This is a genomic window from Kitasatospora sp. NPDC032150 (assembly GCF_055579945.1).
The window spans coordinates 1-24280 of record NZ_JBVIMH010000047.1; the positions used below are offsets into that span (position 1 = coordinate 1).

The 24280-nt window shown below is 74.1% G+C and carries 19 protein-coding genes; 13 read left to right on the top strand and 6 right to left on the bottom strand.

Translation table 11 applies throughout. From position 1 onward, the window contains the following. The 6 genes from ACZ5ON_RS32935 to ACZ5ON_RS32960 form a co-directional block, all read left to right on the top strand. The coding region (locus ACZ5ON_RS32935; RefSeq protein WP_465600396.1) for a hypothetical protein at positions 1–2198 on the top strand (2198 nt) is incomplete at its 5' end. Between the two features lie 91 nt (positions 2199–2289). Further along, complete coding sequence (locus ACZ5ON_RS32940) at positions 2290–2733, top strand: hypothetical protein (protein WP_465600398.1); 444 nt, start codon at positions 2290–2292, stop codon at positions 2731–2733. An 86-nt stretch (positions 2734–2819) separates the two neighbouring features. Next, the gene (locus ACZ5ON_RS32945; RefSeq protein WP_465600400.1) at positions 2820–3362 is read left to right on the top strand and encodes a hypothetical protein; all 543 of its coding nucleotides are present in this window, start codon (positions 2820–2822) and stop codon (positions 3360–3362) included. A 33-nt stretch (positions 3363–3395) separates the two neighbouring features. After that, positions 3396–6767, top strand: a complete 3372-nt coding sequence (locus tag ACZ5ON_RS32950) for a right-handed parallel beta-helix repeat-containing protein (protein ID WP_465600402.1) — start codon at positions 3396–3398, stop codon at positions 6765–6767. Further along, the gene (locus ACZ5ON_RS32955; protein ID WP_465600405.1) at positions 6764–8020 is read left to right on the top strand and encodes a S8 family serine peptidase; all 1257 of its coding nucleotides are present in this window, start codon (positions 6764–6766) and stop codon (positions 8018–8020) included. Before ACZ5ON_RS32950 ends, ACZ5ON_RS32955 begins: the two co-directional genes overlap by 4 nt. A 241-nt stretch (positions 8021–8261) precedes the next feature. Continuing rightward, positions 8262–8864 (top strand): hypothetical protein, encoded by a 603-nt coding sequence (locus ACZ5ON_RS32960; RefSeq protein ID WP_465600408.1) that lies wholly within the window; start codon positions 8262–8264, stop codon positions 8862–8864. Positions 8865–9020: 156 nt separating this feature from the next. Here ACZ5ON_RS32960 and ACZ5ON_RS32965 read toward each other — a convergent pair whose 3' ends face one another. Next, complete coding sequence (locus tag ACZ5ON_RS32965) at positions 9021–9689, bottom strand: hypothetical protein (protein WP_465600410.1); 669 nt, start codon at positions 9687–9689, stop codon at positions 9021–9023. Between the two features lie 182 nt (positions 9690–9871). Next, positions 9872–10783, bottom strand: a complete 912-nt coding sequence (locus tag ACZ5ON_RS32970; protein WP_465600411.1) for a LysR family transcriptional regulator — start codon at positions 10781–10783, stop codon at positions 9872–9874. A gap of 116 nt (positions 10784–10899) precedes the next feature. Between ACZ5ON_RS32970 and ACZ5ON_RS32975 the strand changes: the two genes are divergently transcribed. The 4 genes from ACZ5ON_RS32975 to ACZ5ON_RS32990 are packed head-to-tail and all read left to right on the top strand — an operon-like array spanning position 10900 to position 15169. Further along, positions 10900–12081, top strand: a complete 1182-nt coding sequence (locus ACZ5ON_RS32975; RefSeq protein ID WP_465600414.1) for a CaiB/BaiF CoA transferase family protein — start codon at positions 10900–10902, stop codon at positions 12079–12081. A gap of 31 nt (positions 12082–12112) precedes the next feature. After that, positions 12113–12904: an enoyl-CoA hydratase/isomerase family protein gene (locus ACZ5ON_RS32980; protein ID WP_465600416.1), complete on the top strand. Its 792-nt coding sequence runs from the start codon at positions 12113–12115 to the stop codon at positions 12902–12904. Between the two features lie 28 nt (positions 12905–12932). Beyond that, entirely contained in the window at positions 12933–14099 is a 1167-nt protein-coding gene (locus ACZ5ON_RS32985) for an acyl-CoA dehydrogenase family protein (RefSeq protein ID WP_465600419.1), read from the top strand. Beyond that, the gene (locus tag ACZ5ON_RS32990; RefSeq protein WP_465600421.1) at positions 14096–15169 is read left to right on the top strand and encodes an acyl-CoA dehydrogenase family protein; all 1074 of its coding nucleotides are present in this window, start codon (positions 14096–14098) and stop codon (positions 15167–15169) included. Before ACZ5ON_RS32985 ends, ACZ5ON_RS32990 begins: the two co-directional genes overlap by 4 nt. 94 nt (positions 15170–15263) lie before the next feature. Here ACZ5ON_RS32990 and ACZ5ON_RS32995 read toward each other — a convergent pair whose 3' ends face one another. Both ACZ5ON_RS32995 and ACZ5ON_RS33000 read right to left on the bottom strand, forming a co-directional pair. Then, positions 15264–15845 carry a sigma-70 family RNA polymerase sigma factor gene (locus tag ACZ5ON_RS32995; protein ID WP_465600475.1) on the bottom strand — a complete coding sequence of 194 codons (582 nt, stop codon included), beginning with the start codon at positions 15843–15845 and terminating at the stop codon, positions 15264–15266. A gap of 207 nt (positions 15846–16052) precedes the next feature. Further along, the gene (locus ACZ5ON_RS33000; RefSeq protein WP_465600422.1) at positions 16053–16448 is read right to left on the bottom strand and encodes a hypothetical protein; all 396 of its coding nucleotides are present in this window, start codon (positions 16446–16448) and stop codon (positions 16053–16055) included. A gap of 295 nt (positions 16449–16743) precedes the next feature. Between ACZ5ON_RS33000 and ACZ5ON_RS33005 the strand changes: the two genes are divergently transcribed. After that, positions 16744–18072, top strand: a complete 1329-nt coding sequence (locus tag ACZ5ON_RS33005; protein WP_465600424.1) for a MinD/ParA family ATP-binding protein — start codon at positions 16744–16746, stop codon at positions 18070–18072. Positions 18073–18237: 165 nt separating this feature from the next. Next, entirely contained in the window at positions 18238–21057 is a 2820-nt protein-coding gene (locus ACZ5ON_RS33010; RefSeq protein ID WP_465600427.1) for an AfsR/SARP family transcriptional regulator, read from the top strand. Between the two features lie 139 nt (positions 21058–21196). On the opposite strand, the gene ACZ5ON_RS33015 is transcribed toward ACZ5ON_RS33010, so the two are convergent. Both ACZ5ON_RS33015 and ACZ5ON_RS33020 read right to left on the bottom strand, forming a co-directional pair. After that, positions 21197–22393 carry a globin domain-containing protein gene (locus ACZ5ON_RS33015; RefSeq protein ID WP_465600430.1) on the bottom strand — a complete coding sequence of 399 codons (1197 nt, stop codon included), beginning with the start codon at positions 22391–22393 and terminating at the stop codon, positions 21197–21199. Between the two features lie 310 nt (positions 22394–22703). Beyond that, complete coding sequence (locus ACZ5ON_RS33020) at positions 22704–23270, bottom strand: WhiB family transcriptional regulator (protein WP_465600433.1); 567 nt, start codon at positions 23268–23270, stop codon at positions 22704–22706. Between the two features lie 171 nt (positions 23271–23441). On the opposite strand from ACZ5ON_RS33020, the gene ACZ5ON_RS33025 reads away from it, so the two are divergent. Then, positions 23442–24230 (top strand): IclR family transcriptional regulator, encoded by a 789-nt coding sequence (locus tag ACZ5ON_RS33025; RefSeq protein ID WP_465600435.1) that lies wholly within the window; start codon positions 23442–23444, stop codon positions 24228–24230. Positions 24231–24280 lie beyond the last annotated feature (50 nt).

Below are 24280 nucleotides of genomic sequence, written 5' to 3' on the forward strand. Positions count from 1 at the left end.
ACGGCGACGGCTCCGGTGAGGTCGTGCAGGGGCAGGGCGTGTCGCAGGAGTCGGCCCTGGGTGATGGCGGCGAGGAGGACCACCCGGGCACCGGTCCCGAGGAGCCGGATTCGGAGGCCGACGAGGAGGACGACGAGGAGTACGAGGCCTTCTACCACGAGTCGGAGGACGGCGACGGCTCCGGTGAGGTCGAGCAGGAGCACGGCGCGTCGCAGCAGTCGGCCGGGGAGGCCGACGGTGGTGGCCTCCAGCAGCACGGCTCGGATCCGGCCGAAGGGGTGGACCGCAGCAGGGTGCTCGACCTCCTGCGGCTTGCGCGCCTCGGTGCTCCGGCCGACGAGCAGGCCCGGCCGACACAGGCCGGTGACGCTCCGGGGGCCGAGCAGGACCTGTTCGTGAAGCTGGCGGCGCTCGACCGGTCGAAGTCGGCGTTGGAGGCCCTCGCCGGCGGGCCGGTGTCCTGGCAGTCCGGGCCGTTCTCCCTTGATCCGGCCGTGGCCGTCCGGCTCGGCGTCACCGAGATGCCCGCGGAGCCGCAGTCCGCCGTCGGGCTGACACCCATCGTCGGCGCTTCCGCCTTCGGCCCGTCGGGACCGGTCCCGGCCACCGCGCACGCGGTGACCGCGGTCGCGGACCGCGTCGAGGAGATGGTGGCGGCGCTTGCGGTCAGCAGCCGGGTTTCGGGGATCGAACTGGTGGACCCGTCGACGGACGCGCTGTTGCGGGAGCGCCTGGAGCAGGCGACGGCGCTGCTTCCCGAGGACCACCGGTTCTTCAGGGTGGTGGCGCACTCCGACCGTCCGGATGGCGTGCCGACCTGGCAGGGCACGCGGCTCGCTCCGGAGGAGATGGCCCACCTCCTGGTCCGGCTGCGGCCGAGCACGGGATGGGAGGACAGGAGGGCCGTCCAGCTCGCGATCTGCGGTTCGGGCGGCACCGAGGCCACCGCTGAGCGGGCGGCGGCCGGTGCCGCCGGAACCCATCCGCCGTCCGCGGATTCCCCCGCTGAGCGGTCCGCCTCCTACGCCGGGCAGGTGCTGCGGGCGCTGAGCGGGCTGCTGCCCGGGCGGGAGCTCCATGTCCTCGCCCCCGCCGGAACCCTCTGGGTGGTACCGGAGGTGACCGGGCCGCACACCGTCGATCTCGCCGCGCGCGGGGACCTGCTGGTGACCGAGACGGTCGGCTTCGACGCGCAGGGCGTGCCGCGCTTCGTGTCCGGCGGGTCCTGGCAGCACCTGTGGATCCCCGCCGGTGCGGAGGAGACGCTCTGCGCCACGTACTCCGGTCACCTGCCCACCGACGGCAGTTGGCCCCCGAACGCCGTGACCGCGCCGGAGGGTTTCCGCCCGCTGCCCGGCGATGGCGGCGCGGTCGAACAAGGCGGGCCGGGCCTGCCCGCGGGGCTGGTGCTCCACCGTGGCGACGCGTGGCAGCCGCCCGTGGCGGAGGAGGGCGGGGCGAGCTGCAGCGTCAGTTTCACGGTGTCCGACGACGGCCGGATCGAGCTGCCGGTCGTGGACGGGCAGCAGGCGCACTGGTCGTTCGACGCGACCTCGCCCGACGCGGCCCGGTTCGTCGGGCAGCTCGTCGACGACGTGCTGGGTCCGGCGGTTGCAACGGGGGGCGGGGAGGTGGTGCTGGGGGTGACGGCGCCACCGGACGGCTACGGCTATCAGGAGTTCCGGGACGCGGTGGAGCGCCTGTCACTGTTGTGGGGCCGGGCGATCCGCCACCCCGGGCCGGGGGCGACCACCCACCGAGACGAGGAGGGCAGGCTCTCCGCCTGGCGGGACGGGGAGGAGCCACTCGTCCGCACCGTCCACGCGTCCTCGCGGTCGACCCCGCAGGACGAGCCGGCGTTCGGCGCCCAGCTGCTGGAGCTGCTGCGGACGAACCAGCGGATCCGCCGTGACACCGGTGAGGACCGCCTGTCCGTCCTGCTGCGGCAGGTCCGGGACCTGGAGGCGGTCAGTGCCGTCCGGGTACTGACGCACCTGTCCCACCTGACCGACCAGGAGGCGAATGCCTTGGTGCGCAAACGGGACGCGGACCGTCGGTGGGAGCGGCGGCTGCGGCGGCCGGCGGCCCCGTCGATCAGTCCCGGTGAGAGCGCAGACGCGCTGGCGCCGCTCCGCTCGCTGCCGGTCGCCGACTGGGAGACGGCGTTCGCGGACGGCGGCACCGACGGCGAGGCCTGAGCCTGAACCCGCCGGGCCGGCGGGCCCGTTGCCAACGGGGAACGCCCGGGCAGCCGGGCGCACCTGCGAACGCCTGGGAGGCGATGCTGTCATGGCCGACGAGATGGAGCCCGACGCCGAGGCGGAGCCGTTCCGGCTCGCCGCGGTCTTCGACCTGGTCGACCCGGTCACCGGTCCGGCCTTCGCCGCCGACCACCCGGTCATCGTGGACCCGCGGGCCCGCGACCCGCTGCTCGCCTACTTGCGGGCCGGTGCGCCGGTGCTGATGACTCCGGCCCTGATGGTCGACGTGGTCGACCCGTCCCGCACGGCCGCCGTCCCGATGAACTTCCGTACTGACGGGCAGTGGATCTGGACCGACACCATCACGTACTACCTGGCGGAGCACGGGCTCGCCCCCGAGCCGGCACTCCTGGCACACCTGCTGGCGGTGGGCTCGTTCGGGTGGACACCGGACGCGCGGACCGTCGAGCGGGCCGCGGCCTTCGTGCTCACCCCGCCCCGGACCGAGGACGAACCGGTCTGGCACGCCTGACCGCCACGCCTGCGGACGACGTGAACTCCGAACTCCCCGCCGTCCGTCGAACGCGTTGTCAGAACAACGGGTCGGGCCAGGGGGCCATGGTGGAGACGGATCGGTACGGCAATGCGGGCGAGCCGCCCAGGGCGGTGGCCGTGGGATACCAACTGCCGACGGTGGCCTGGGCGCAGGAGAGCCTGGAGGCGACCGGCGACCGCCCGGTACCCGGGCCGGTCCGGTCCGCACCGGCCGCCCGGATCCGTCCGGGCGGCTTCGAGGCGCCGGACGCGGCGGGTTCCGGCGCGAGCGGGGCACCGGCACCGCCGGCCGTGATCGTGACGGCCGGCGCGACGGACGCGGGCACCGCACGGCGCCTGCGCTCCGGCGCCGTGGCAGCCCGGGTGGCACCAGCGCCCGCACGAGGAGTGTCCGCACCTGGCCGGCTCTCCCGATCCGTGACCGCCGCCGCGGTGATCTGCGGCCTGGTGCTCATCGGACTGGCCCTGCTGCTCGCGCGTCTCTGCGTGGACCCCGGCCAGCAGCGCGGCCCGATGGGTCCGCCGCACCCGGCCGCCGCGACCGGGCCGACCGCCGCGGGTGCCGCGTGCGCCGCCGACCCGGGTGCCCCGGCCACCTGTGCCTGACCACACGAGCTGAACGACGAAGGGGAAGCGGGCATGACGCGCCATCTGTTGACGGTGTGCGGGGACCGGTTGGACGGTGCCCACCGAACGATCGGCGAGGCCCTACGGGTGGCGCGCAACGGAGCGGTGATCACCGTGCGCCCCGGCCGGTACGAGGAGAACCTCGTGATCACCAAGATGGTGACCATCACCGCCGAGGACGGCCGTGGCAGCGTCCGGATCACGCCCAGGCGCGGTTCCGCGATCCAGGTGGCGGCCGACGCGGTGCAACTGACCGGTCTGGTCCTGCACGGCCAGGACGAGGAACTGCCGGCCGTTGACGTCTCGCGCGGCCAGGCGGCCGTGCAGGACTGCGAAGTGGTCGGCAACGCCTGGACGGCCATGTTGACGCGCCGCCAGGGAACTCTGGCGATGCGTGGCTGCCGGGTCGTCAACCCGGCCGGCGCGGGCATCGTGGAGACCTCCGGCGGAACCAGCGTGGTCGAGGACTGCGTGATCGAGCACCTCGGCACCTCCGCCGTGGTGATCGGGGAGCGGGCCGACCCGGTGGTGCGCAACTGCGTGCTGCGGGACGCCCGCGGCAACGGGGTGTGCGTCAACGGCGAAGGACGGGGGGTGATCGAGGACTGTGAGATCTCGGGCACCGACAAGCCCGCCGTCGCGCTGGAAGAGCACAGCTCCACCCGGCTGCTGCGGACCGCCGTCCGGGACACCGCGGTCGGGGTCTACATCAGCTCCGCGTCCCGAGTGGTGCTGGAGGAGGTCACCGTCACCGGCACCACCGGGCACGCCATCGCGCTGGCCGGCGGCACCGACCCGCTGCTCAGGCGCTGCCGTACGTCCCGGACGGGCGGCAACGGGTTGCACGTCACGGGCCGTTCGCGCGGCACTTTCGAGGAGTGCGAAGTGCGTGGCGCCGACCTCGCGGGCATATGGGTCGGCGAGTGGGCCAGTCCCTCGTTCGTCCGTACGTCGGTGGCGGACTGCAAGCAGGCCGGCGTCGAGCTGGTCGACGAGAGCGCGGCCGAGTTCGACCGGCTGGATGTCCGGGACGTGGCCGGCGCCGGGGTGAGCGTGCGCGACGGTGCCAACCCGCTGCTGCGGCGGCTGAGCCTGGTCGACACCCGTGGCCACGGGGTGGAGGTGCTGCGCGACGGGCGGGGCCGGATCGAGGCCTCCGAGGTGTCCTCGCCCGGCAAGGCGGGCGTACGGGTGGCCGAGGGCGCCAACACCTATGTCGGCGACACCCGGGTGCGGGGCGCCGGTTCGGCCGGGATCTCGGTGGGTGCGACCGGAACCGTCGCGCTGCGCGACTGTGACCTGCTGGAATCCGCGCAGGACGGGGTGGTCGTCGAGGACGGCGGAGAACTGGCGATGACCCGCTCGCGGATGCGCGGCAACCGGCGGCACGGCATCCTGATCGCGGACGGCGCTCGGGCCAGCCTGAGCGGATGCGAGGCGGCGGACAACACCGCCGACGGCATCCGGATCGATTCAGCCGAGCCGGTGCGGGTCACCGACTGCACGGTCGCCGGGAACCGCGGCAGCGGCCTGCGGCAGACCAGGCCCAGTACCCGGCTGTCGGTGGAGAACCTCACCAGCCGGGACAACCGGGTCGCGGACGCGCACGGTACGGCCGACGCCGGCAGCTGGCCCGCCGGTCCGGGCCACGACCCGGGTTCCGCGGCGGCCGCCGTCGGGGAGCCCGCGGCTGGGGAACCGGACCGGGTGGACCCGGAGAGCCCACTGGCGGCCCTGCAGTCCCTGGTCGGCCTGGACGGAGTCAAGGAGCAGGTCGCGACCCTCGTCAATCTCAACAAGCTCGCCCGGCGCCGCGAGCAGGCCGGCCTGCCGAGCCTGCCGATGAGCCGCCACCTGATCTTCGCCGGGCCGCCCGGCACCGGAAAGACCACAGTGGCGCGGCTGTACGGCAGCATCCTGGCGGACCTGGGCGTGCTGCCCAGCGGACACCTGGTGGAGGTGGCCCGGGCGGACCTGGTCGCCTCGATCGTCGGTGGTACCGCGATCAAGACCACCGAGGTGTTCAACCGGGCGCTGGGCGGTGTGCTGTTCATCGACGAGGCCTACACACTGTCGGCGGGCTCCGGCGGCACCGGCCCGGACTTCGGCCGCGAGGCCATCGACACGCTGGTGAAGCTGATGGAGGATCACCGCGACGAGGTCGTGGTGATCGTGGCGGGCTACTCGGCGCAGATGGGCGACTTCCTGGCCTCCAATCCCGGCCTGGCCTCCCGCTTCAGCCGCACCGTCGAGTTCCTGAACTACTCGGTGGAGGAACTGGTCACCATCGTGGAGCGCAGCGCCACCGGCCACGGCTACGCACTGGCCGACGGCACCCGTCAGGCCCTAGCCGCCCACTTCGAGCGGATGCCCAAGGGAGCCGACTTCGGCAACGGACGGGCCGCCCGCAAGGTGTTCGAGGAACTGGTCGACCGCCAGGCAACCAGGCTGGCGACGTCGACCGAGGTCGGCGACGTCGACCTCGCGCAGCTCGTCCCCGCCGATGTCGGCGTCGAGGCGGCCGCGGCGGCGGCCCGGGCCCCCGCCCCCGACGCGGAGGAGGCCAGCACGGTGCTGCTCGACCGACTGCGCGCCATGATCGGCCTGTCCGCCGCCAAGCAGCAGGTCGAGGACCTGGTCAACCTGATCCGGCAGGTCCGGCGCCGGGAGCGCGTCGGCCTGCCGACCGCCACCATCAGCCACCACCTGGTGTTCGCCGGTCCACCCGGCACCGGCAAGACCACGGTGGCCCGGCTGTACGGCGAACTCCTGGCCGAGCTGGGCGTGCTGCCCGGCGGCCAGCTGGTGGAGACGGCCCGGGCCGACCTGGTGGGCCGCTACATCGGCCACACCGCCCAGCTCACCCGGGAGGCGTTCGAACGTGCCCGCGGTGGTGTGCTGTTCATCGACGAGGCGTACACCCTCACGCCCCGCAACGGCGGCAGCGACTTCGGCCAAGAGGCGGTGGACACCCTGATGAAGCTGATGGAGGACCACCGCGACGAGGTGGTGGTGATCGTGGCGGGCTACCAGGAGGAGATGCAGGGCTTCCTGGCCTCCAACCCCGGACTGGCTTCGCGGTTCTCCCGCCGGATCGACTTCGAGCACTACACCGACGAGGAAATGGTCGCGATCGTCCGGGCCCAGGCCGAGGCGGCCGGCTACACCTGCGCGCCGCAGACCCTGACCGCGCTCGGAGAACTGTTCGCCGCCGTGCCGCGCGACCGCAGCTTCGGCAACGGCCGGTTCGCCCGGCAGACGCTGGAGGAGATGATCACGAGGCAGGCCGGCCGGCTCAGCCGGCTGGACATCGGCGACCTGGCCGAACTGAGCCTGCTGCTGCCGCAGGACCTCGCGGCGCAGCGGATCGGTGGTACGGCATGACCGGGTGCCGCGCGTTCGCCGCGCTGCTCGCGGTGGGACTGCTGCTCGCGGCGTCGGCGCCGGCCGGCGCGGATCCGACGGCCCCCGCCGCCTCGACGGCCCCCACCGCCTCGACGGCGCTGCCCCACATCTCGCAGACTCTTGATCCCGCGCAGCACGGGTGCCTCGCGCCCTCGGACGCCCGGGACGGCGGCGTGCCCTGGCCGCAGACCTTCCTGCGCCCGGACCGGGCCTGGCCGTTGAGCGAGGGTGCGGGCGTGACGGTGGCCGTGCTCGGGTCCGGAGTGGACGACTCGGCGGGGCTCCTCGGCGGGCGGCTCGCGCTCGGCCCGCGGCTGCCCGGGACGGGAGACGCCGGGCGGGACTGCGTTGGCCACGGCACGTTCGTCGCCGGACTGATCGCGGCCGGCCACCGGACGGGCACGGCCGCCGTGGGCGTTGCGCCGCGGGTCCGGATCCTCGCGGTGGCGGTCACCGACGGCAGCGGGGCCACCACCGCCGACCTGCTGGCGGCCGGCATCCGGGCCGCGGCTGACGGCGGCGCCCGGGTGATCGACGTGGCCGTACCGGCGGCGACCGGGAGCGACGGCCTGAGCACCGCCGTGCGGTACGCGGTCGGCAAGGGCGCACTGATCGTGGCACCGGCCGGCGCCGACGGCGGGCCGGATGCCGGGGCGCCGGTGTACCCGGCCGCCGATCCGGAGGTGCTTGCGGTGTCCGACCTCGGGCCGGACGGCAGGCCGCGTGGCATGGGCCGGTCCGTCGGCACCTCCCAGGCCCGGGTCGACCTGCTGGCGCCCGGCGACGCGGTGACCGGTCCGGGGCCGGGCGGCACCGGGGAGTTCACGGCCACCGGTCCGAGTTACGCCACCGCCTTCGTCGCGGGTACGGCCGCCCTCGTCCTCGGCTACCATCCCTCGCTCGGCGAGGCGCAGCTCGCCCACCGGCTGGAGGCCACCGCCTACGCTCCCGGCACGCAACTGCCGGATCCGCGCCTGGGCTACGGCACCGTCGACCCTCCTGTGGCGGTCGGTGCCGTCCTGCCCGAGGAGTCCGGCTCGGCCGCGCGGCCGGCGCCGGCACCGGCGGGGCTGACCATGCCGCAGCCGCGGGCGGAACGCTCCGGACGGCAGGCGCTCGCGGTCGCGGGTACCGCGGCCGGTGTACTGGTGCTGGTCGCCGCCGCACGTGCTGTCGTCCCCCTTGGCCGACGGCGGGGGTGGCGTCCGGGCCGGTACACCGCGCAGTCGTAGGGCGCGACTCCAGCCACCGGCCGGGCGTGCGGCCGCGTCTCACTGCGGCGGACCGTCGTGGTGCGACCCGGCGCGGGGTCGATCGGTCGACCCGTCCGGCGGGCGCCGTCTGGGCCCACCGGCCGCTGCGAGGACGGCCGTTGCGGCAGGAGCGGTGAACCGCCCCGGACACCGGGTCCGTTCGTCCACAGCAGCGGGCCGTTCGTTGGCAAGTAGCCCATTCTCCAAGGAGATTCACGTCATGAGTTGTTCGGTTGGACTCGCCCGCCGGTACGCGTCGGGTGCCGCTCTGCTGGTCGGAGCCTTCGCCCTGAGCGCCTGCTCCGGCAACCCCACGGCCGCCGCCCCGGTCGTCCTCACCCCCACGGCCGCCGCTTCGGCCGCGACCACTGCCGCGGCCACTGCCGCGGCCACCACGGCCGCAGCCACCACCGCCGCGGCCGGCGCTGCCGCTGCGGCTCCCGCGCCGGCGACGTCGCCGGCCGGTGGTTCGACGCCGGGCGGCGGCGCGTGCGCCTTCGACTCCCAGCACCCGCACACCTACGCGGTGGACGAGGTCAACCGCCAGGACGGTGGTGTGCTGGCCGTGGCCACCCCCGGACACTGGCGTTGCGACAGCCCGGTGCACGTGACCTTCGTCGCGGACGGCAGCAGCCAGCCGATGACGGTGTCCGCGGACGTGGTGATCGCGGTGACGGCGCCCTTCACCGACGATTCCCACCCCAGCGCGATGACCGTCGATCAGTTGGCCGCGGCCTTGCCGCGGTACCGGCAAGCCCTGTTCGAGTTGACGACCGACGCCCAGGGGCGGATCGTTCGGATGGAGTCCGTCTACCAGCCGTGAGGCGGGTCGGCCCAAGCCGCCGTCCGGCGCCGGAGCACACCGCCCGGCGCCGGACGGCTTTCGCTCGTCACGGGTGTACCGGGCAACGGAGTTGCCAGAAGAGCAAACGGCCCGCCGGTGACCTGGACGGTGACGGGCGGGCCGGTGCGGTGGAGGTCAGCCGTGCCGGCGGGCCCGGCGCGTGTACCAGCCGAGTGCCAGTCCTCCGGCGATGAGCGCCACAGCGCCGCCGACGAGCGGCACGGTGTCGCTCGTGCCGGTGTAGGCCAGCACGGGCGCGCTGGACGGGCTCGGCGCGTCGGCTCGGCTCGGGGTCGACGACGTGGGGCCGGGGGTCGGGCTGGTGCTGCGGACCTGGCTCGGCGTCGTGGTCGGGGTGCCGGACGGGGTGGTGCTGTGGGTCGGGCTCGGTGTCGCGGTCGGGGTGCTGGAGGGGGTCGAGCTGGGCGAGGGGCTCGGGGGCGGGGCCGGCAGACAGCCCTTCTCGGTGCCGAGAGTGACCGAGGAGGTGAGTTTCTCACCCTTGTCGGTGGTGACGGTGACGGTCCACACCGCACCGGCGCCGGTGTAGGGCACGATCTCGTCGGTGGTGCCCGCGGCCGGGACGTGGCCGGTGACGACCGGGGTCGAGGCCGGGCCGGTGAGGGTGAAGTCGGCGCCCGCGGAGTAGGCGTCCCGGACGGTCAGGGTCATCTTCCCCGGGTGGTTCCGGCACGACGCGGTCAGCGTGATGCTGCCCGGTGGCCAGGCGAAGGCGGTGGTGGTGCCGGCCGCGGTGGCGAGTGCCGCCGCGCTCAGGACGACGGCGGCTCGGAGGCGCTTCATTCTGGGTTCTTCCTGTCGGATGGCGGCGATTCCGCGCAAGGGACGGAGCGGGCGGCTTGCAGGGGCGCTCACGCGTGGTGCCGCCGGTGGTCCGGCGCCGAGACCGGGCACGCCGGGTCGGCCACCGTGGATCGTCAGCCGCCGCAACCGGTAGGACGAGCCCCGGCCGACAGGTGGTTCACCTACGGCGCGGCCGGCGCGCAGGCGGGCGCACCGAACAGCCCGACGACCCGGTGGACGGCCGCGTCGGTGCTGCCCGCCCGGTGCACCGCGGCGATCGCCGTCTCCAGGTGCGGCGAACTGCCGTGCAGCGGGCGGTGGACCACACCGGGCAGGCCGAGCGAGCGCACCTGCTCCGGCGCCAGGACCACGCAGAGGCCGGCCGCGACGTAGCTGAGCAAACCGGGCAGGTCGTCGGCCTGTCCCAGTGGCCGGGGCGTGAACCCGGCCTCGGCGCAGGCGAGCGCGACCTGCAGGGCGAGCCCCGGCAGGGCGCCGGGACGAAGGACGGCGAAGTCGTGGTCGGCGAGGTCCGCGAGTGCCAGGGAGTCCTGTGCGGCGAGCGGGTGGCGCTCCGGCAGCACGGCGATCAGCCGCTCGACACCGACCTGGCGGACCGTCAGGTCAGCGCTGCCCGCGACGGGGAGTCGGACCAGGGCGAGGTCCAGCGTCCCGGCGTGCAGCATCTCGACCAGCTCGACCGACGAATGCTGGCGCAACTGCAGCCGCAGCCCGGGGAGTTCCGTGTGAACGAGGCGCAGCAGATTCGGCACGTAGTGGTAGCCGAGGCTGCTGATGAAGCCCAGTCGCACCTCGCCCTCCTGCCCGCTGGCGACCCGTCGCGCCCGGTCCACCGCCGCGGCCTGGGCCTCCAGCAGCCGCCGCGCGTCCTCGGCGAAGGCCCGCCCGGCCGCAGTGAGCCGCACCCCGCGCGGCGCGCGCTCGAACAGGCTGACGCCGAGTACCCGTTCCAGTCGCTGGATCGCCTGGCTGAGCGGCGGCTGGCGCATGGAGAGGCGGTCGGCGGCCCGTCCGAAGTGCTGTTCCTCGGCCAGGACGACGAACTGCTCGAGGAGTCGTTGGGTCAGTTCCATATGGTGAAGCATATGGGATGCCACATCAGAAAGTATTGGACGATATGACTTCCTCGGAGTTGAGTGTCAGTCAGTCGATCGGCGACCGGCCGGTCCACGGACACCGGAGGACGGCGATGTCGCCGGAACAGGAACGGATGGCGGGCCCGGGCCCGCTCGCCGGAGTGCGCGTGGTCGAGCTGGCCAGCGTGATCATGGCGCCCTACGCATCCCAGCAGCTGGGCGACCTGGGCGCCGACGTGATCAAGGTCGAGCCGCCGGCCGGGGACATGACCCGGCACCTCCCCCCGCTGCGCCACCCCGGCATGGGAGTCGGTGCGCTCAACCTCAACCGGAACAAGCGCAGCGTCGCGATCGACCTCAAGGCCCCCCAGGGCCGCGATGCCCTGCTGTCCCTCGTCGCCACCGCGGACGTGTTCATCACCAACGTCCGCCCGCAGGCCCTGGTCCGCCTCGGTCTCGACTACAACGAGGTCGCCGCGGTCAACCAGCGGCTGGTGTACGTCAACGCGCAGGGGTTCCGCAGCGACTCGGCGCTGGGCAACCAGGCGGCCTACGACGACATCGTGCAGGCCGCCTCAGGCCTGGTGTGGCTCAACGAACAGGTGAGCGGTGAGCCCTACTACGTGCCCACGGTGCTGGTGGACAAGGTGTGCGGGCTGGTCATCGCGCAGTCCGTGCTGGCCGCGCTGCACCACCGCAACGCCACTGGCCTCGGCCAGCACGTCGAGGTGCCGATGGCCGACACCATGCTGGCCTTCAACCTGGTCGAGCACCTGGCGGCCGCCACCCTCGACCCGCCCGAGGGACCGATCGGCTACCCGCGTGCCCTCAGCTCCCAGCGCAAGGCATCCCGGACGGCGGACGGCTGGATGTGCATCCTGCCCTACAGCGACCGCAACTGGCGGGACTTCTTCGGCTTCGTCGGCCGCCCCGAGCTCGCCGACGACCCCCGCTTCCGCTCACTCGGCGACCGGGCCCGCCACGCCGACGAACTGTACGAACTGGCCGGCCAGTTCGCCGCCCGGCACAGCAACGCCGAGTGGCAGCGGTTCTGCGACTCGGTCAGCATCCCGGCCGCGCCGGTCCTCAGCCTGACCGAGGCCGCCACCAGCGCGTACGCGCAGGACGGCGGCCTGCTCCAGCGGGTCGAGCACCCCACCGAAGGCGGCTACCACCTGATCGGCCACCCCGTGCGCTTCTCGCGCACCCCGGCCGGCCTGCACCGGCACTGCCCCCGGATCGGCGAGCACACCGAGGAAGTGTTCACCGAGCTCGGCCTGCCCTGTGCCCACTGACCAGCCGTCCACCATGAATCGAGCAACCGTCATGACCGAGCAGGAACCCCTGCACGTCGAGCACCGGCCGGGCGGCGTCGTCGTGCTGACCCTCACTGACCCCGACCGCCGCAATCCGATGACCGGCCGGCTGACCGAGCAGTGGCGCACCGCCGTGCAAGCCCTGCGCGAGAGCCCCGACCTGCGGGCCGTCGTGGTGACCGGCACCGGCCCCGCGTTCTGCTCCGGCGCCGACCTCGGAGATCTGGCCGCCGGCCACGACCTCGGCCTCGCCGCCGCCAGGGCCCACCTCACGGCGTTCTACCGGACCTGGCTGTCCGTGCGCGACCTGCCCGTGCCCACCATCGCCGCCGTCAACGGCCATGCGATCGGCGCCGGCCTCGCCCTGGCACTCGCCTGCGACCTGCGGTACGCCGCCGCGGACGCCAAACTCGGCGCCCCCTTCGTCCAACTCGGCCTGCACCCCGGCATGGCCACCACCGCGCTGCTCGCCGAGGCGGTCGGCCTGCCGCGGGCCCGCGAACTGCTGTTCACCGGGCGCCTGGTGGACGGCACCGAGGCCGCCGCGCTGGGCCTGGTTCACCAGGTCCTGCCCGCGGACCGGGTGCTCGCCACCGCCCTCGCGACCGCCGACGGCATCGCCGCCGCGGCGCCGCTCGCGGTGCGGCTGACCAAGGACGGCCTCAACCGCGGCCCGCTGAACGTCGAGCAGGCCCTGGCCTGGGAGTCCCTGGCCCAGCCGGTGACGACCGCCACCACCGACTTCCGCGAGGGCGTCCGGGCCCGCCGGGAACGCCGCACCCCGCACTTCACGGGCCACTGACCCGACCCACCACCAGAGGAGCATCGCGATGACCCCGCCCAGCACCGGCGCCCGCGCCGTCCAGTTGCCGCCCGAAACCATGCAACTCCGAAGGGAAGTGAGGGACTTCCTCGTCGATGAGCGGGCCGCCGGCACCGTCCTGGGGCGCCCCGACTCCTGGCTGACCGGCTGGGACCCGGCCTTCACCCGCCGGCTCGCCGAGCGCGGCTGGGTGGGCATGGCGCTGCCCACCGAGTACGGCGGCGGCGGACGCGGCAACCTCGAACGCTACGTCGTCATCGAGGAACTGCTCGCGGCCGGCGCCCCGGTCTCGGCCCACTGGGTCGCCGATCGACAGGCCGGGCCGTCGATCCTGCGCCACGGCACCGACCGGCAACGCCGCCGCTTCCTTCCGAAGATCGCCGCCGGCCAGTGCTTCTTCTCCATCGGCATGAGCGAACAGGAGGCCGGCTCGGACCTCGCCGCGGTCCGCACCCGGGCCGAACGGACTCCCGGCGGCTGGCGATTGACCGGCACCAAGATGTGGACCGGCGGTGCCCACCTGAACGACTACGCCATCGTGCTCGCCCGGACCGGCGACGAGTCCGAGGACCGCCACGCCGGGCTCAGCCAGTTCATCGTCGACCTGCACGACCCGCGGGTGCGGATCGAGCCGATCCGGCTGCTCAGCGGCGAGCACACCTTCAACTACTTCCACCTGGAGGGCGTCGAACTCGGCGACGACGCCCTGCTCGGCCGGCCCGGTGACGGCTGGCGGCAGGTGACCGGCGAGCTGGCGCTGGAGCGCAGCGGGCCCGAACGGTTCCTGTCCACCGTGCCACTGCTCACCGCGCTCGTCGAACAGCTGCGGCGGGGCGCCTGCACCCCCGCCCAGCACGCCCGGGTCGGCCGGCTGACCGCCCGGCTGTCCTCGATCCGGCAGCTGTCGCTGGGCGTGGCCGCCACCCTCCAGGCCGGCCGCCCGGCGGACGTGCAGGCCGCCCTCGTGAAGGACCTCGGCACCCGCTTCGAGGGCGAACTCGTCAACGAGGTACGGGAGATCCTCCCGACGACCGCCCGGACCGACACCACCAAGGGCAGCTACCCCGAACTGCTCGCCACCGCGATCCTGCACTCCCCGGGCTACACCCTGCGCGGCGGCACCAACGAGATCCTTCGCGGAATCATCACCCGAGCCCTGGAGCTCTCCTCATGACGACCGACCACCTCCACACCCGCGCCGCTGCCGTGCTCGCCCAGCACCCGGGTGGCGTCCTGGACGAGCCCGTCGACGCCGCGCGCGCCCTGTGGGAGGGCCTGACCGCCGCCGATGCCCTACCCGCGCCGGACGCGGAACCGGCCGACCTGGTCGCCCTCGCCCGCGAGGCCGGCTACCACGGTTGCCCGGCACCGCTCGCCGAGACCCTGCTGGTCGCGGTCCCGCTGCTGGCGCGGGCCGGGCTGGCCGTGCCGGACGGGCCCCTGACCTTCGCCCGCGGCCCGCTCGACGTCCGGTTCGCCAACGTCGACGCGGCCAGCCGGGTCGGCCCGCTGGGAGCCACCGGCACCGACGACGCGGTGCGCGTCAGCGGCGCGCTCTCCCGGGTGCCCTGGGCACGGGCCGCGCAGGCCGTGGTGGTGCTCACCGAGGGCCCCGGAGGGCCGGCCCTGCTGGTGCTCGAACCCGACGAGTACCAGCTGCTCGCGGGTGCCAACCTCGCGGGTGAGCCCCGGGACGAGATCCTGCTGACCGATGCGGCCGTGCCCGCCGAGCGGGTCCGCCGCGTCCCGGCCGCCGTCCTGGCCGAGGCCGAATGGCGCGCGGGCCTGGCTCGGGCCGCGCTGATCGCCGGCGGAGCGCGGCGCTGCGTCGAGCTGACGGTGCAACACACCACGGCCCGTTCCCAATTCGGCCGTCCGCTCAGCCACTTCCAGGCCGTCAAGCAGGAGGAGGCGAAACTGATCGAGGAGGCTGCCCTGGTCGGCGCTGCGGTCGAGGCAGCAGCGGCCGAACTCGGCGACCCGGTCGGCGCCTCCTTCGCAGCCTGGACCGCCGCGGCGCAGGCCGCCGCCTCGGTCGGAGAAATCACCCGAATCGCCCACCAGCTGCACGGCGCGATCGGATTCACCGAGCTCAGCCCGCTGCGCCTGGCCACCACTCGGTTGTGGTCCTGGCGGGACGAGGACGGCGATGAGCAGGACTGGTCGGCACGGATCGGCCGGCACGTGGTGGAGAGCGGCGCGGGCGGCCCGTGGCCGCTGGTGACCGGACCGTTGACGGCCTGACCAGGGGTAAGACCGAGAGAGCTCGGCCGGGAGGACATCCCGGCCGAGCTCTTCGCGCGATGCCCCCGCCTGCGGCCGCAGGCGGGGATAACGCTCATCCGGCGGCCAGCGCGCCGGCCTCCAGCACCGGGCGCAGGGCCCGCACCGCGTAGAAGTTGCGCGACTTCACCGTGCCGGGCGGCACCCCGAGCACGTGGGCGACGTCCGTGAGCGACCGGCCCTTCACGTGCAACTCGACCAGCACCTCGCGGTGGTGCGGCTTGAGCCGGGTGAGCGCGACGTCTATGTCCCGGGCCGCCAGCACCTCCTCGTACGGGTCGTGCTCCGCCGTTCGCTCCTCGAGGGTCTCGTCGGAGACCTCCTGCGGGCGGGCCGCCGCCATCCGGTAGTGGTCGATCGCGATCCGGCGGGCGACCGTGAACAGCCAGGGCCGGCCCTGCTCGGCGCCCTTCGAGAACGCCTCCGGATGGCGCCAAGCCCGCAGCAAGGTCTCCTGGAGGATGTCCTCGGCCTTGCCCCGGTCACCGCTGGTCGCCCGCAGCAGGACGCGCAGCAGGTACGGGCCGTGCAGCCGGTAGAGCGCGGCGAGTGTGTCCTCGTCCAGCGTTCTGCGCACCCCGGACCCGGACTCCACCGCGACGCCGCCCTCCGTGCCGTTCGCCTGCTCGGCCTGCATGGCCACCACTTCCCGTTCATCTCACCGAGTCGTCCGCAGGCCGGCCCGTCGTTCGGGCGTGCGCCTGCGCTGTCGCAACGACGCTCCTCGGGCCTGCCAACACGTTCCCAACGGATGGCCAAACGGGACGCCCGGTGCCGCGTTGGCGCGGTTGGCGGTCGGCGCACTGGTGGTTGGCGGCGTCGCGGCGCGGGCGCGAGGAGCCGGTCAGCGCCGCTCGCGCAGGGCGGCAGCCAGCCGCAGCACGCCGTCCTCGCCGTGACGCTGGATCACGAGCGTGATCCAGTACACGGCAGAGCGACGCTGACGCGGCGTCCAGTGGGCAGCCGACGGATAGTCCTCCAGTACCATCGCTTCGGCGATCAGCCGCAGCGCCGCCGTCGGGATGGGCAGTGCCCCGGTCGCGAGGTCGCCGGACACCAGCCGGCGGGCGACCACGACGAACTCCTCGGCGGAGGCGAACGGAACGTCCTGGAAGGTGCCGACGGGCTCCGGTGGACCGTCGAGGTGCTCCGGAGCGGCGCCGGACATCCAGGAGGCGATGAGCCGGCCGACCCGCTCGGCGCCCACCGGTCCTGCGCCGCCTCGGTCGTCCGCGCTCATGAGACCTCCCGTCGGGTCGGATGTGTCGGCAGCTCTGTACCAGCAGACCCCGTCCAGGCGGCCCGTTCCACCGGGACCGCCGCGACCCGGGTGGGCGACGGGCGTGCAGCGGCACCGTCTCCGGAGCGAACGTGCGGGCCTCTCCGAACAGTTCACCACGGGCCGGCTGGGCCCCGTGAACGGAACCCGGCCGGGCACCCGTCGACCAGGTGGGACACCGCGCGCCCGCGACGGTCGTCCCGGCGGACAGCACCCGGGCGCGCAGGCACCGGACAGGCGACAGGAGGGACCACCGATGGCGGGCGGAGACGAACAGAGCGATGACACGGTCGTCGTGCGGCGACTCGCTGCGGACGGCGACTGGGACGACGCACCCGACTACACCCCCGCGGGCTGGCCGCCGCACACCGAGCACACCCCACGACGCGAACCCGCCCCCGCCGCGCCCGAGCAGCGCACCCGTCGGACCTGGGCCGAGCCACTGGACGCCCTGGGCACCGTGCTGATCCCGCCCGCCGAACGGCCGCGGCACCGCCGGGCGGACCCGCCCGCTGCACCGGACCGGGACGCACCTGCGACCGCGACCGCTCCTGATCCGGCTCCCCATGCCGCCCCCGCCGCCGAGCCGCCCCGCCCGGCACCGACCCCCGGAGCTGGCCATGACCACGCACCGCCGGCTGAACTGTCCGCGGAGCGGCTGCTGCGCCGGCACCGCCAGCTGCCGGACCTCCCGCACCTCCCGCACCTCCTGCACCTCCCGCAGCTGCCGCAGCTGCCGCACTTCGCCGACCGCCTGCACCGCCGCGGCCGGTCCCCCGACCGCGGCCTCGGACCGAACCCGATCCGCATCCCGCTGCACCGGTGCCACCGGGTCGCGGTGATCAGCCTCAAGGGCGGCGTCGGAAAGACCTCCACCACCCTCGCACTCGGCTCCATCCTCGCCGCCGAGCGCTCCGACCGGGTCATCGCCATCGACGCCAACCCCGACTCGGGAACCCTCGGCCGACGCGTCCGCCCCGAGACCACCGCGACCATCCGTGACCTGGTCGCCGCGCTGCCCACCGTCGACAGCTACATGGACGTACGCCGGTTCACCTCGGCGACTCCGACCGGCCTGGAGATCCTCGCCAACGACGTCGACCCGGCCGTGGCGAGGGCCTTCGACGACCGCGACTACCGCAGCGTCGTCAACCTGCTCAGCCGTCAGTACCCGATCGTCATCACGGACTCCGGCACCGGCCTGATGCGCAGCGCGATGCGCGGCGTGCTCGACCTGGCGGACCAGCTGATCATCGCGGCCAGCAGCAGCGTGGACGGCGCGACCAGCGCCAGCACCACCCTGGAGTGGCTCTCCGCCCACGGCTACCACGACCTCGTACAGCGCAGCGTCATGGTGATCTCCTGCGTCCGGGAGACCGGGCGGCTCATCCGCGTCGACGATCTGGTCACCCACTTCAGTACCCGCTGCCGGGACGTCGTCGTGGTGCCATTCGACGAACACCTGGCCGCAGGCGCCGAGATCGACCTGCAGAAGGTCCGGCCCCGGACCCGCAGGGCGTACCTCGAACTCGCCACTCTGGTCACCGCGGAGATGCAGCACGCCGAACGCGCCGCCGACGGCTGACCAGCGAGCACCTCCACCCCGGCGGTTCCTGACGGGCGCATGAGCCATACTTGTCCCTGCGACGGAAGGTGCAGAAGGCGAATCCCGACCCGCGTCCGGGACCGCTGCGGGCTGCCCCCGGTCATCCCGGTGCCGGGCGGGGCCGCAGGGAACTGAGGGGTACGTGTGCGGGTGACACTGCTGGGGCCGGTCGAGCTGGTGGCCGAGGACGGCGGGCCCGTCGAACTGCCTGCGGGCAAACGCCGGGCCGTGCTCGCCCTGCTCGCCGCGAACCTCAATCGCGTGGTCAGCCTGCCGCAGTTCTTCGACCTGATCTGGGGCCAGGACCCGCCACCGCAGGTCCGGGCCGCCCTTCAGGGCCACATCGCCGGTCTGCGCAAGACTCTCCAGCACACCTCCTTCCGCCTGGCCACCGAACCGGCCGGCTACGCGCTGCGCGGTGACGCCGAGTCGGTCGACCTGCTGAGATTCGCCCGACTGGTGGCCGCCGCCGACCGGACACCCGACGACGCCACCGCCTGCGAGCTGCTGCGCGAGGCGCTCGACCTGTGGCACGGCCCGGCCCTGCTGGGCGTGCCCGAGTGCGAACTGCTCGACTTCCTGGGCACCGACCTGAACGAGTCACGGCTGAGGGCACTGGAGGCACTGGGCGAGCGGAGCCTGAACCTGGGCCGCGGCGCGGACGTGCTGCGCCTCCTCGAACCCGCGGTGCGCGAGCAGGGGATACGGGAGCCGCTGGTACGCGTGCTGATTCTGTGTCTGCAACAGGACGGCCGCCAGGCGGAGGCACTGGAGGTCTACCACGCGGCCCGCCGCCGACTCTCCGAGGAGCTGGGCGTGGCACCTGGCGCAGCGCTTCAGGGAGCGCTGGCCACCGTGTTGAACAGCAGCACGCCGCTGCCGCCGGCTACCAGCCGGTCCGCGCCGCCGCCACCGGCGCGGCCGGCGCCGTCGGTGGCCCCCCGGGAACTCCCGCGCCTGCCCGGTGGCTTGATAGGCCGGAAGGAGGAACGCGAATGGCTCCGGGCGCAGTGCGGCCCGGCGGGCGAGGGCGCCCGGCTGGCCGTGGTCTCCGGACCGCCCGGCATGGGGAAGACGGCGACCGTGCTGCGCTGGGCCCACGCCGAAGCCGACGGCTTCCCGGACGGCCAGCTCTTCGCCGACCTGCACGGCTTCGATCCCGACCGGCGCACCGACGTGCGCGGGGTGCTGCGCGGATTCCTGCGGGCGCTCGGCACCGCGGAGCGGGACATCCCGTCATCCCCGGAGGAGTGCCGGCACCGCTACCAGGAGCTGACCCGGTCGCGGCGCCTGTTGGTGGTCCTCGACAACGCCGCGTCCGCCGAGGATGTCCGCCCGCTCATCCCCGCCGGCCCGGCCTGCTCCACCGTGGTCACCAGCCGGCGCATGCTGAGCGACCTCGCGGTCCTGGACGGCGCGGCCACGCTCGTCCTGCGGGCCTTTCCGGTCGCCGACGCGTTGGAACTGATGGCGCGCACGATCGGCCCGGAGCGGGTGGACGCTCAGCCGGACCTGGCGCTGCGGGTGGTCGAACTGTGCGGCCGCCTGCCGCTGGCGCTGCGGATCGCGCTGGCCCGGCTGGCCGCCCGGCCGGCCTGGTCGGTGGCCGATCTGGTCACCGAGCTGGAGGACGAGCACTCGCGGCTGGAGGCGCTGGACACCACGGGAACCGTCGGAGTGCTCGCCGCACTGTCGAACACCCGCAGCCAGCTCGGTCCCGACGCCGCCCGGTTGCTCGCCCTGGCGGCCCTGCACCCGCTGGCCGAGATCGACGCGCCAACGGCCGCCGCGCTGCTGGGGACGGCTGAGCCGCAGGCCCGTCAGGCGCTGGACGACCTCGCCACCTTCCATCTGATCACGGAGTACCGCCCCGGGCGCTACAGCCGGCACGACCTGGTCCGTCTGTACTCCCGGCGGCTGCTGCAGACCGGGACCGCCGCTACCGAGCGCGGCCAGGCTCTCGCCCGCCTGCTCGACTACTACCTCGCCGCGACCGCGCAGGCGAGCTCTTGGACCAGCATGTACCCCGAGCTCGGCTACGGCCCGCTCGACGGAGCCGAGTACGCCCTGCCGCGGATGGCGGACACCGAGCAGGCGATCGGCTGGTTCCTGCAGGACGAGCCGGCCATCCGCGCTCTGGTCGAACTCGGGGCGGACTCGGAGGAGTTCGAACGGGCCTGGCGGCTGGCCTGCAACTGCGTGTCGCTCTACTACGGGACCGGTGCGATCCCCGACTGGCTCGGCTGCCTCAGCGCCGGCGTTCGCGCCGCGGGGCAGGCCGGCGACCCATGGGCGCTGCGGCTGCGGGCCGGTGTGGGCATGGCGCTGAAGGAGTCCGGGCGCTCGGCGCAGGCCCGGCAGTACCTGGAGAGCGCGTTGGCCGGCACCGACACCGCCCGGCCGTCGGTGGGCCTGGTGCTCTGCCGGATCGCCGCGGCCCTGGTCAGGGTGGCCGACGGCGACCGGGCCGCCGGCCTGGCGCTGTTCGACGAGGCCATGGCCACGAGCCGGGAGATGACCGACCCGCGGGCCGAGGCGGTGACCCTGTCGTTCGCCGCCAATGCGCTGTTGGAGGCCGGCGACGTAGCCGCCGCCCTGGACAGCGCGCGACGGGCGCTGGGGCTTCTGACGGCGGTGCCGGTCGCGGTGAACGTCACCCTGTGGACCCTGCTGGTCCAGGCCCGTGCGCTGCAGCGGCTGGACGTGCCGGAGGCCGCGGCGGCGTGGCAGGAGACGGTGACCCGGTGCCAGGAGTTCGGCCACTCCCGGTTCTTGGCGCTCGCCGCCCGCCAGTACGCCGAGCTGCTCGAGCAGCAGGGCGATCTCGCCCGGGCCCGGCGCCAGCTCGGCACCGCCCTCGCCCTGTGCACCGAGCGCCGGGACCGGGTCTCCGTCGCCGAGATCTCCGCGGCCCTGGAACGCCTCGACGCCGCCGAGGGCGCTGCCGCCGCACCTGCGCCCTGATCCCGGGCGGGCCCGTCGCCGTCCCATGGGCCGGTCGGAGGTGGCACCACGGCCGGCGGGCCCGCGGGCGCGCCGGCCCGGGCATGCCGACGCGCCCGCGGCACCGGGTGGGGTGCGGCGGGCGCGCGGGGGAGGGGCGTCAGTCCTGGCTGAGCCAGAGGTCGGGGCCGAACACCTCGTACGCGACGGCCGAGGCGGGCAGGCCGCGATCGAGGAGCGAGCTGCGAACGGCGCGCATGAACGGCAACGGGCCGCAGAGGTAGGCTCGCGCGTCCGCGGGGACCGGCAGTCCGGTGAGGTCGACCCGGCCGGTGCGCTCGGCCGGCCAGCCGGGCTCGGGCTGCTCGTACCAGACGTGCCCGGTGGCGCCGGGCAGCGCTGCGAGGAGCTCGTCCAGCTCGGACCGCAAGGCGTGGTGGGCTGGGGAGCGGTCGGCGTGCACAACGGTGACCGGGCGGGTGGAACCGGTGGCGACCAGGTGTTCGAGCATGGCGATCATCGGGGTGCACCCGATGCCCGCCGAGGCGAGGATCAACGGCGCGGTTCCGTCGTCGAGGCTGACGTCGCCGAATGGCGCGGAGAGCGTGAGCAGGTCGCCGGCCGCCAGGTTGGCGTGCAGCCAGTTGGACACCTCGCCGGCCGGGGAGCCGCCGCCGTGCACCCGCTTGACGCTGATCCGGCGCAGGTCGCCGCCGGGTGCACCGGACAGGCTGTACTGCCGCAGCTGGGTCGTGCCGTCGTCGAGCCGGACGGAGACCGTGACGTACTGGCCGGGGCGGAACGCCGGGACGGGCTCGGCGCCCTCCGGCTTCAGGATGAACGAGACGACGTCGGCGGTCTCGACACGGCGCTCGACCACCCGCCACGGGCGCCGGGTGTCCTGGCCCGCGACGCCGGACTCGGCGTAGAGGCGGCTCTCCAGGGCGATCAGTGCGTTGGCCATCAGCCAGTACACCTCGTCCCACGCGGCGGCGACCTCGGCGGTGACGGCCTCGCCGAGCACCTCGGCTATCGCGCCGAACAGGTAGGTGTGCACGGTGCGGTACTGGTCGGCGGTGATGCCGAGGGACGCGTGCTTGTGGGCGATGCGGGCGAGCAGGGCGTCCGGGCGCTCGTCTGGACGGTCGACGAGCATGCCCGCGAAGGCGGCGATCGCGCCGGCCAGTGCCGTGCGCTGGGTGCCGTTGGCCTGGTTGGCGCGGTTGAACAGGCCGTCGAGCAGTTCGGGGTGGTCGGCGAACATCGTGTCGTAGAACCGCGCCGTGATCTCCGGCAGGGCCGCGCCGACGATCGGCAGGGTCGCCCGGATGACGGGGGCTGAGTTCGGGGACAACATGGCACACCTCTCGGTTGGTTGGAGGGAATGAACGCATCGGTGCGCGGTCGCGCGGCGGCCGAGGGCACGGGCCGACAACGGCGCACGGTGACGAGGAATTCGTGAGGAGGCCACCGCCCGTCCGGGTCGGTCGGAGCGGGGCAGGGCGGTGGGCGTCCAAGGGCCGGCCTACGGGCTTCGAAGCGGGCCGGTGGGAGCGGAACGCGGTAGTGCCGCCTGTGAGTTGGGTCCAGCCGCGGCTTCTGGCGGCTCGGCCGGTGCGGGTCCGGCTGCTATTCGGGCTGAGCGGCGGTCACCGCCGCGGGCCGGTTCAGGCGGCCAACTCCGCACCGATGGCGGCGGGTCCGGCGGCCTCGGTGCGGTCGGCCGAACGGGGCCACGGCAGTTGGGCCGACACCCTGCGGAAGAGATCCAGCTGCGCGGCGGACTGCTCGATCCGGGCGACGGCGCGGGTGCTCACGCCGAGCGCGTCGGCGATCCGCACCTCGCTCCAGCCGCGCTGGCGCAGCGACACCACGGCGGCCGGGCGGTCGTGCTCGGCCACCTCGGCCGGGCGGCCGGCCTCCAGCCGCTGGAGCAGCTCCTGCCGGGGCGTCGCCGGCAGCTGGACCAGCTGGTGGAGGAACCGCCTCTCCTGGCCGGTCAGGCCACCCCAGATGCCCTCGGCGTCGCGCAGCCGCAGCGCCTCGCGCAGGCACGCTTCGCGGACCGGGCAGTCCGCGCAGACCTCCTTGGCCGCGGCGATCTGCGCGGCGGCTGCCGGGCCCTCGCTCGCCGGGAAGAACAGCTCGGGGTCGGTGTCCCGGCAGGGCGCGTCAGCGAAGAGGTCCGCGCCGGGACGGGCCGCGGCGGTCGGAGGTCGGTCGGTGGCAGGCATGACGAAAGTCCTTCCGCGCAGAGCGGGACACGGGACCGAAGGCGCTGCTCGGGGCCTTCGTCCGTCCTCTTCCCGAGGACGCTCCCACGGTAGGCCACTCAGTCGCTAATACGCAAATAGAAATCTAATTACGTATTTGCATAATTCATGGCTCGCATGTAGGGTGCTCCCATGCCTCCGAAGAACACCCCCGACCCGTCCGTGCCGCAGGCGGCTTCCGTCGCCCCCCGCCGCCCGCACCACCGCACGGTGGACCGCGTCGCAGCCATCCTGGACGCGGTCGCCCATGCGCCCACCGGTCTGTCGCTCAGCCAGCTGGCGGCCCGCCTGGAGGCGCCGGTCAGCTCGATCCAGGGCCTGGTCAACGGGCTGGCGGCGGTGGGATACCTGACTGAGGAGGGCAAGCGGTTCCTGCTCGGGCCGGCCACCTACGTGCTCAACCTGGCGGCCGGTCGCCGGCCGGCCGCCGGGGTCACCCAGGACGACCTGGAGGACCTGTCCGCCCGGACCGGGGTCGACGTCCTGGTCGCGGTCCGGGTCGGCGACAGCGTCGTCTACACCAGCCACGCCGGGCCATGGTCGATCCAGCGGCTGGCGTACCGTGCCACCGAGTACCGGGCCAGCCCGCTGCTGTGCACCACCGCCGGCTGGGCGATCCTGGCCTTCGCCGACGACCGCGACCTGCGCGCGCACCTGGCGACCGAGGGAGAGCGGCATCCGCGCGAGACGGCCGAGTTCCTGGACCGGATCGAGCACATCCGGCGCACCCGGGTCGCCTTCAGCCACGGACTCGGCGATCCCGACGTCTCGGCCGTCGCCGTGCCGTTGGGCGGCGACGGACCGGTGGACGCCGCGATCCTGGCGATAGGACGGCATGAGCAGGTGGACGGCCGCAGTACCGAGCTGGGAGCCCTGCTGCACGCCGCAGTCGACCGTTGGCGCAGCCGCCCGAAGTCGTAGCGGCCGTGCACCGGAAGCGCGAAGACGCGCGCAGACGACCCGGAACCCGG